The 8,411-nt window shown below is 76.3% G+C and carries 6 protein-coding genes and 1 pseudogene; 6 read left to right on the top strand and 1 reads right to left on the bottom strand.

The features are described from left to right. From AB0H87_RS33610 to AB0H87_RS33595, 4 genes and pseudogenes are all read left to right on the top strand, one after another. Positions 1-813: cytochrome d ubiquinol oxidase subunit II (locus tag AB0H87_RS33610; protein ID WP_360154990.1), on the top strand; the 813-nt coding region annotated here is incomplete at its 5' end. Next, positions 810-2,465 (top strand): thiol reductant ABC exporter subunit CydD, encoded by a 1,656-nt coding sequence (cydD, locus tag AB0H87_RS33605; RefSeq protein ID WP_360154987.1) that lies wholly within the window; start codon positions 810-812, stop codon positions 2,463-2,465. The genes AB0H87_RS33610 and cydD, both read left to right, overlap by 4 nt. A gap of 22 nt (positions 2,466-2,487) precedes the next feature. Next, positions 2,488-4,158 (top strand): annotated as a pseudogene (gene cydC, locus AB0H87_RS33600) (thiol reductant ABC exporter subunit CydC); the annotation flags it as partial. Positions 4,159-4,193: 35 nt separating this feature from the next. Beyond that, positions 4,194-4,898 (top strand): permease prefix domain 1-containing protein, encoded by a 705-nt coding sequence (locus tag AB0H87_RS33595; RefSeq protein ID WP_360154984.1) that lies wholly within the window; start codon positions 4,194-4,196, stop codon positions 4,896-4,898. On the opposite strand, the gene AB0H87_RS33590 is transcribed toward AB0H87_RS33595, so the two are convergent. Then, complete coding sequence (locus tag AB0H87_RS33590; protein ID WP_360154981.1) at positions 4,858-5,181, bottom strand: helix-turn-helix transcriptional regulator; 324 nt, start codon at positions 5,179-5,181, stop codon at positions 4,858-4,860. The genes AB0H87_RS33595 and AB0H87_RS33590 overlap by 41 nt on opposite strands. Positions 5,182-5,316: 135 nt before the next feature. On the opposite strand from AB0H87_RS33590, the gene AB0H87_RS33585 reads away from it, so the two are divergent. Then, positions 5,317-6,378 (top strand): DNA primase, encoded by a 1,062-nt coding sequence (locus AB0H87_RS33585; protein ID WP_360154978.1) that lies wholly within the window; start codon positions 5,317-5,319, stop codon positions 6,376-6,378. A 38-nt stretch (positions 6,379-6,416) separates the two neighbouring features. Then, the coding region (locus AB0H87_RS33580; RefSeq protein ID WP_360154975.1) for a hypothetical protein at positions 6,417-8,411 on the top strand (1,995 nt) is incomplete at its 3' end.

Here is an 8,411-nt window from a genome sequence, read left to right as displayed (position 1 = left end):
GTCGCCTGGCAGGTGGTTTCGGGACTTGTGCTGTTATCGCTTCCAGCGATTCGCGGATTCCGACACGTCGTCGCCGCGCTGGTCGGCGTGGTGCTCGTCACCGTCGCCGTGCAACTGCGCGGGCGGCCGGCCCACGCGGCCGCCCGCGCCCGCTGGGACCGCGCGGTGATCGCCGGCAGCGCGCTGGCCGCCGTCGGCTGGGGTGCACTGCTCGGCGGGCTGCTCCAGGGCCTGCCCCTGGACGCGGCCGGGCACGTCGCCGGCATCGGCCACCTGGCGACGCCGTTCGTCGCCGCGACCGCGATCACACTGGTGACGCTGGTCGCAGTGCACGGCGCCACGTTCCTCGCCCTGCGGATGCCGGTCGACGAGCGCCGGGCCGGGCTGGTCCGGCGGCTCGTGCCGGTCGCGTTGGGCGCGGTCACCCTCGCCACGGCGCTCGGGCTGCTCTCCGCCGACGTGCGCGCGGCGGCCGGCCGCTGGGCCCTCGCGCCCCTGCTGCTCCTGGTGTTGGCCCTGCTCGCGGCCCGGTCGTTGGCCGCACGCCGCCCGGGCTGGGCGTTCGTCGCCAGCTCCCTTGCGCTGGTGGCGACCGTCCTGGTGGTCGGCCTCGGCCGCTACCCGGCTGCGTTGGTGTCGACGGTCGACCCCGCCGCGACGCTGACCGTGGCCGAGGCCGCCGCGGCGCCCTCCACGTTGGGGCTACTCAGCTGGGTGGCCGTCCCGTTCATTCCGGTCCTTATAGGCTTCCAGGCGATGTGCTGGTGGGTGTTCCGCGGCCGGATCGACGGCAAGGCGCCGGTTTACTGGTGAGCCGCCGACCGTTCGACCCGCGGTTGCTGCGCCGGGTGCCTGCCACCCGGCGCCACATCGCCGTGCTCGGGTTGACCGGCACGGCGACCGCGGTCGTGGTCGTGCTCCAGGCCACAGCGCTCGCGGCGGTGCTCGCCGCGGCCGCCGGCGGGCGGCTCGACCGCACCGCCCTCGGCCTGTTCGTCGCCCTGGTCGCGGTGCGCGCGGGGCTGGCCTGGGCGCAGGGCGCGGTCACCGCGTGGAGCGCCGCCGCGGTCAAGGAGGCTCTCCGGGTCGAGCTGCTGGGCTCGGTCACCCGCCGCGACCCCGCCTGGCTCGCCGGGCAGCGCGGCGGCTCGCTGGCCACGCTCGCCGGCCGTGGCCTCGACGGGCTCGACGCCTATTTCACCGGCTACCTGCCGCAGCTCGTGCTCGGCGTCACCATCCCGATCGCCGTGCTGGCCCGGCTCGTGTTCGCCGACTGGACGTCCGCGGTGATCGTCGCCGTCACGATCCCGCTGATCCCGATCTTCGGCGCGCTGGTCGGCTGGCAGGCGCAGGCCGCGACCGAACGGCAGTGGCGGCGGCTGTCCCGGCTCGGCGGCCACTTCCTCGACATGCTGACCGGGCTGCCGACCCTGCGCGCGTTCGGCCGGGCCTCGGCCCAGGTCGACGTGGTCCGGCGGATGGCCGACGCGCACCGCGCCGCCACGATGAAGACCCTGCGCATCGCGTTCCTGTCGGCTCTCGTGCTGGAGCTCGTCGCGACGATCTCGGTGGCGCTCGTCGCGGTGCCGGTCGGACTGCGCCTGCTCTCGGGCGGCATCACGCTGCAGGTGGCGCTGCTGGTGCTGCTGCTGACGCCGGAGGCGTACCTGCCGTTGCGGGCCGCCGGCACCAAGTTCCACGCGAGCCTCGAAGGGCTGACCGCGCTGGACGAGGCCCTCTCCGCGCTGCCGGATGACGACTCGCGGACGCCCGGGACGATCGCGCCCCGGCTCGGGCCGATCGTCCTCGACCAGGTGACCGTGGCGTACGAGCGGACGACCGCCCTGCGCGACGTCTCCCTGACGATCCAGCCGGGCGAGCGGGTGGCGATCGTCGGCCCGTCCGGCGCCGGCAAGAGCACCCTGCTCGCTCTGCTGCTCGGTTTCGTCGCGCCGTCCGCCGGCCAGGTGCGGGTCGGCGGCGTCGACCTGGCCACCGCCGACCTCGCCGCCTGGCGCCGCGAGGTCGCCTGGGTGCCACAGCGCGCGCACCTGTTCGCCGGCACCGTCGCCGACAACGTGCGGCTCGGCGCGCCCGCCGACGCCGACCTCGACAAGGCGGCGACGGCCGCGGCGCTGCACGAGGTGGTCGACGCCCTCCCCGAGGGTTGGGAGACCATGCTGGGCGAGCGGGGGTACGGGCTGTCCAGCGGTCAACGGCAACGCATCGCGCTGGCCCGGGCGTTCCTCCGCGAACACGCGGGCCTGGTGCTCCTCGACGAGCCGACCGCCCGGCTCGACGCCGCCTCCGAAGCCGCCGTTGTCGAGGCGACGCTCACGCTGCTCGCCGGGCGCACGGGCGTCTTCGTCGCACACCGGCCGGCGCTGCTCGCGGTCGCCGACCGGGTGCTGCGGGTCGAGGACGGCGTGGTGACCGAGCTGGCTCCCGCCGGGGTGGGTGGTTGACGTGACCGTCGCCGAACGCACCGTCCTGACCGTCGCCCGACCCTGGCTCGGCCGCCTCGTCGGTGCCGGGCTGCTGGCCGCCGGCACCGAGCTGGCCGGGCTCGCGCTGATGGCGACCGCGACCTGGCTGTTGATCACCGCCGCCGGTCAACCGCCGGTCGCCGCCCTGACGGTGGCCATCGTCGCGGTCCGCACGCTGGCGATCGCCCGCGGCGTGCTGCGCTACACGGAGCGGCTCGCCGGCCACGACGCCGTGCTGCGGATCATCACGGAGGTCCGCGCGCGGATCTTCGCGACGCTCGCGACACGGCCGTCCCGCGCCACGGACCGGTCCGGCGACGCGCTCAGCCGTCTGGTGTCCGATGTCGACGCCGTCCAGGACCTGCTGCTCCGCGTGCTGGTGCCGGGCGCCGCCGCCGGGCTCGTCGCGGTGCTGGCGGTGGCCGGCGCCGCGGCGGTGAGCCCGCCGGCCGCGCTGCCGCTCGCGGCCGGGCTGCTGCTCGCCGGCATCGCGCTGCCCGCACTGGCCTCGGCGCTGACCCGGCGCACCGCGGCCCGGGTCGCGCCGCTGCGCGGGGCCCTCGCCGTCGACGCGATCGACCTGACCGCCGGCGCGGCCGACCTCGCCGCCTTCGGTGCCACCGACGCCGCGCTCGCCAAGGCCGGCGGCCGGGCCGCCGAGCTGGCCAGGCTGGAACGGCGCCTGGCGCTGGTCGGCTGGGCCGTCGACGGCGCCGGCGTCCTGCTCGCCGGTGCCACGGCGGCCGTGGTCGTGCTCACCGCGCTGCACGCCGGCACGTCGGGCACGCTGGTCGGCGTGCTGGCGGTCGGCACCATCGCCGCGGTCGAGTCGGCGCTGGCCCTGGTGGGGGCGGCCCGGCAGCGTACGCAGCTCGACTCGGCCCTGGTCCGGGTCGCCGCCCTGCTCACGGCGCCCACCGACGCCGGTGACCCGCCGGCGGCCGGCGAGCCCGGCCTCGACCACGTCTCGGTCACCTACCGGGCGGGCGCGGCGCCCGCGCTCCACGGCGTGACGCTGCGCCTGCCGCCGGGCCGGAAGGTAGCGGTGGTCGGGCCGAGCGGCGCGGGCAAGAGCACGCTGCTCGGGGTGCTGGCCGGCGCGGTCACGCCGGACGCCGGCCAGGTCACGGGCGCCGGCGACCCGCACCGGGTGGGCGGGCTGTTCGCCGACGCGCACGTCTTCCACGCCCCGGTCCGCGACAACCTGCTGCTCGCCCGCCCGGACGCCACCGACGCGGAGCTGGCCGCGGCGGCCGCGCCGGCCGGCTTCCTCGACTGGGTGCGGGACCAGCCCGCCGGCTGGGACACCGAGGTCGGCGAGGACGGCGGCCAGCTGTCCGGCGGCCAGCGCCAGCGGCTGCTGCTGGCCCGGGCGCTGCTGTTGCGTCCCGAGGTGCTCGTGCTCGACGAGCCGACCGAAGGGCTCGACCCGGGCGCCGCGGACGCCGTGCTGGCCGCCGTGGTCGCCGCCACACCGGGCGCCCTCGTGCTGGTCACCCACCGGCTGGCCGGGCTCGCCGCGTTCGACGAGATCCTGGTGCTGGACTCGGGCCGCGTGGTCGACCGCGGCCGCCACGCCGACCTGGTCGGCCGCCCGGGCTGGTACCGCGACCAGTGGCAGACCCAGCAGGCCGACGAACGCGGCTATCTCGCCTTAGGGGCCGGCACCTGAGGTTTCCCAGGGTTCCTGGGTGGCAGGGTGTAGGCATGCCCGCGGCCAGCCTTGTCGACCAGCACATCCAGCGGCTCGACCGGGCGCTGTCCGGGCCGCCCGCGCTCAAGCGGCGCATGCTGACCGAGGCCCGGGACGGGCTCGACGACGCGGTGCGCGACCTGTGCGACGCCGGCCAGCCGCCGGCCGCGGCGGCGCGCCAGGCGGTCGACGAGTTCGGCGCCGTCGACGAGGTGGCCCCCGCCTTCCAGGCGGAGTTGGCCGCCTCCGCCGCCCGCGTGGTGGGGCTGCGGGTGCTCGCGGTGTTCGCGGTCTCGGCGATCTGCAGCGACCTCATGTGGCAGGGCGCGCCGTGGACCGGCCCGCAGCCGCCACTGGGTTACCTGGTGCTGTCCCAGGGCGTCGACTGGCTGGGCAAGGTGGCGATCGCCGTCGCCCTGCTCGGCAGCGTCGGGCTCTGGCTCGCGACCCGCCGGGGCCACCACGTGCCCCCGACGTTGCTGCGCGGGGCGTTGCTGACCCTGGTCGGGGTGATCTCGCTGGTCGCGGTCAGCGGGATCGCGCTCTACAGCTGGTCGGCCGGCATGTGGGAGACCGCCCTGACCTGGCCGCCGATGATCGCCGGTGGGCTGGCGATGACGACGGCGGCCATCTGGATCGGCCGCGCGGCGGCGACCGGGCTCGGGGCCGCCCGGCTGACTACGACTCCGCGCCGAGGAAACGGCCCACTGTCGAGCTGAACTCGGTCCAGTTGGCCCGCTCGCCGGCCAGTGCGCGACGGCCCGCGTTGGTCAGCTCGTAGGTGCGGCGCTCGCGGCCGTTGACCGTGCTCCAGGTGCTGTCGACGAAACCGGCCCGCTCGAGCCGGCGCAGCGCCGGATAGACGGTGCCCGTCGGCAGGTTGAGCGAGCCGCCGCTGCGGGCCTTGAGTGCCTCGATGACGGCGTAGCCGTGCAGTGGGCCGCCCTCGAGCACCGACAGCAGCAGCGCGTCGAGATGGCCGTGCAGCGCCTGCGCCTTCATAGGTAGGAAGACTACTAGTGAGGAAGCCGCGACGCCAGGAACCCGCCACCCCGGGGTGCGGTCGATGCCGGGCGCGGGAGCACACTAGTGTGTTCGTGCGCGAGGTCACCAAACAAACCACTCCCGGAGGTCAGCGTGGCGCGCCAGCCCAACCGGTCCAAGGCCAAGTCGCCGTCCCCGGACGAGCCCGCGGCCGAGGTCGAGGAGACCACGACCGGCACCGGTGCGGCTGAGGCGGCCGAGTCCGCTGCGGCGGCTGAGCCCGCCGAGGCGGTCGCCGACGACGACCCGCACGAGGACGACCCGGACGACGACGGCCCGCACGACGACGAGTCGGGCGTGGACCCGGCCGACCAGCGCGCGTTCTGGGACGAGGTGCGGATCGACCCGGTCGAGATCGCGCTGCCCGCAGGCACCGGCTTCACGCTGCGGGCCTACCGGATGTCCAACGAGCTGACCCCCACCGACACGTCGGACCGCGAAGACGACGACCTGTTCGCCGCCCGCGCCCGGCAGGACGCCGAGGAGGACGAGGACCTCTTCACCGACGAGGAACTCGCCGAGCAGGCCGAGGCCGCCGGCCGCGAGGAGCGCCGCAAGGCTCGCGACGCGGACGACGAGGACGAGGACCTCGAAGAGGCCGAGGAGCCCGCCGCGGCGGCCACGGACGACGAGGACGAGGAAGAAGAAGAGGAAGAGGAGGAGGCGGCCGAGGAGGTCCCCGTCTTCCTCACCCACCGCGGCAAGCTGCTGCTCTTCCGCAGCGCCGAGGGTCTCGTCAGCTTCATCCGGTCCGGGGCGCCGCACGACCTCGCCCAGGTCGACACCTGGACCACGCTGGCCGAGCGGGTGGAGCCGGTCAACGTGGCACCGCTCGACGAGGACTCCTACGAGCTCGACCTCGTGGTGGAGAACCTGCGTGGCGGCCACGACAGCTGGGACCCGCCGCTGATCATCGAGGCCGGGGAGGTCGCGCGGGACCTCTCGTACGCGTTGCGCCTGCCTGCGGTGCTCGACATGCTGTCACCGGGGTCCAGTCTCGACGACCTGGACGAAGCCCTGCGTGGCGTGGTCGACGGCGGCATCGGCGGCTTCATGGCACGGCGGCGACTCCGAAAAATCGGGGCACAAACGGCAAGTTTGGGCTGGCGCACGATTATCGGCAAGATCTCTGCCGCTGTGGACTGGCGCGACTGACCCCTAACCAGGGACCATCAGTCCTTGGCACACGAGATGTGCCCGGGGAGGAGGACGACACCGTGGCGCTCGTGCGGGTGTACTGCGGTCTCGCATCAGCGGAACCGACGGGTCGGCCGGCGACTGCCGGCACAGGTCTGACGGCTGCCGTTGTCGACGACGCCGGGCGGTTGCTCGACGTCTGCGAGATCACCGACGACCCGGCGGGTTACGCCGAGCTCGGCGCGTTGCTCGCCGAACGGGCCAACGGCCCCGGTTCGGCCGCCATCGCCGCCGACAGCGACGACCACGAGGTGACGTCCCTGCTCTCCGCCGCCGGCCGGCCCCTGGCCATCGCCGACGACGACGCCGTCGACGACTTCGCCGAGCGGTTCGCCGATGACGAGTCGCTCGAGGAGATGGAGTCCCCCGCCGCCGAACGCCGCGCGGTCGGCCTCGCCCGCGCGCTGCAGGCGGGTGCCATCTTCGCCATCGGGCTGCCGGTCCCCCGCGACCTCGCCCCCTACCGGCCGATCCTGGCCGCGCACTCGGCACTCGCCGGCGGCCGGCACTCCGCCGCCGCGACGCTGCGCGAGGTGCTGCGCGAGCTCTACCCCGCCGCGCTGCGCGCCTACTCCGACCCGGCCGAGCCGCTGACCCTCGCGGTCCTCGACGCGCTGCCGGAGCCCGGCATGGTGTCCGGCGCCGCCGCCCGCGGCCGTGACCTGCCGCCGGCCGCCGAGGCGGTCGCCAAGCGGCTGACCACCGCCGGCGTCGGTGACGAGGCGACGGTCCGCGAGGCGATCACCGCGCTGCGGGTCGCCATCTCCGAGACCCCGCGCCGCGGCACCGTCAACAAGGCGCTCGCCAGCGCGTCGGCCGACGCCGTGCGCCAGGCCGTCGCCGCGGTGCGCTCCTGCGACGAAGGCTGCGCCGCCCTGGTGGCCACGCTGGCCGCCCGCACGACCCCGGCCCCCGTCACCGCCGTGCCGCGTCGGCCCGCGCGCCGGGCCTCGGAGCCCGAGACCGAGGCGACGACCGCCACGCCCGCCGGGCTGCATGCGCTGCCGCTTCCCCTGCCCGAGCGCACCGGCCGCCGGCACCGCCCCGAGCCGGCCGCGGCGGCCACCACGCCCCGTGCGCTGACCACCCCGCCGGTCGCGCCGGCACCGGTGACTCCGCCACCGACCGCGCCCACCCCGGTCTCCACGACCGCCGCCGCTCCGTTCGCCGAGCCGCCGGCGGCCGCCCAGGCCGATCCGCAGCGAGCTGGCAACCAGTCCCGGCCGCCGAACGCGCCGCGCCTTCCCGCCGCCTCGCGCTCCGCGGCCCGGGCGACCGAGCCGCGCACCCCGACCCGGTCCGAGTCGCGCGCCGCGGCCCGCTCGGTGGAGCCGCGCACGCCGATCCCGCCGCGCACGCCGGTCCGCTCGCAGGAGCCGCCGGCGATGCCGACGATGCCGGCCGCGACCACGCCGGCCGCGCTCAACGCGCCAACGCCGGCCGGTGGCACGCCGATGCCGTCGCGCAGCCCGGGCCACGCCTGGTCGACCGGCTTCGACGGGACGAGCCGCTACGAGCAGCCGCGCATGCCCGAGCAGCCCCGCCTGCCCGAGCCGCCGCAGCTGCCGAAGCCGGCCACGTTGCAGCCGCCGACCCCGGTGGCACCGGCCGCGTCCGCGACGCCGCTGCCCGGCCGGCCGGTTTCCGGCGGCCCGGCCAACAAGCCGGTCTCCGTGCCGCCCCCGCCGCCGGGCATCACCCCGATCCCCGCGCAGCGGCCGACGATCCCGCCGGCGGAGGCCGGTGAGCCGTTCCGGGCCACGCTGACCAACGCCGCGCTCCACTCGGCCCGCGCCGAGCGCAAGCGCCCGACGGTGATCCCGCCGCGGACCAACGGCCGTGGTGCCCCGACACCGCCGCCGGAGCCGCCGGTCACCGGCTTCCAGGCCACGGACCTCAGCGTCCCGGTGCCCGCGCCGCGGCCCGAGCCGGGCGCGCGGGCCAACTGGCCGCTCGTCGACAACACGTCCGACGAGCGGGCCAACGGCGAG

Origin of the sequence: Asanoa sp. NPDC050611, from assembly GCF_040654855.1 — a bacterium.
Classification (GTDB): Bacteria; Actinomycetota; Actinomycetes; order Mycobacteriales; family Micromonosporaceae; genus Asanoa.
The sequence above is the reverse complement of the archived record's forward strand: the minus strand, read 5'-3'. Positions and strand labels throughout refer to the sequence as shown.

Excerpts from the sequence above, each read along its gene's own strand:
- AB0H87_RS33595 (WP_360154984.1), top strand. The coding sequence starts at position 4,194 with ATGCCCGCGGCCAGCCTTGTCGACCAGCACATCCAGCGGCTCGACCGG.
- AB0H87_RS33590 (WP_360154981.1), bottom strand. The coding sequence starts at position 5,181 with ATGAAGGCGCAGGCGCTGCACGGCCATCTCGACGCGCTGCTGCTGTCG.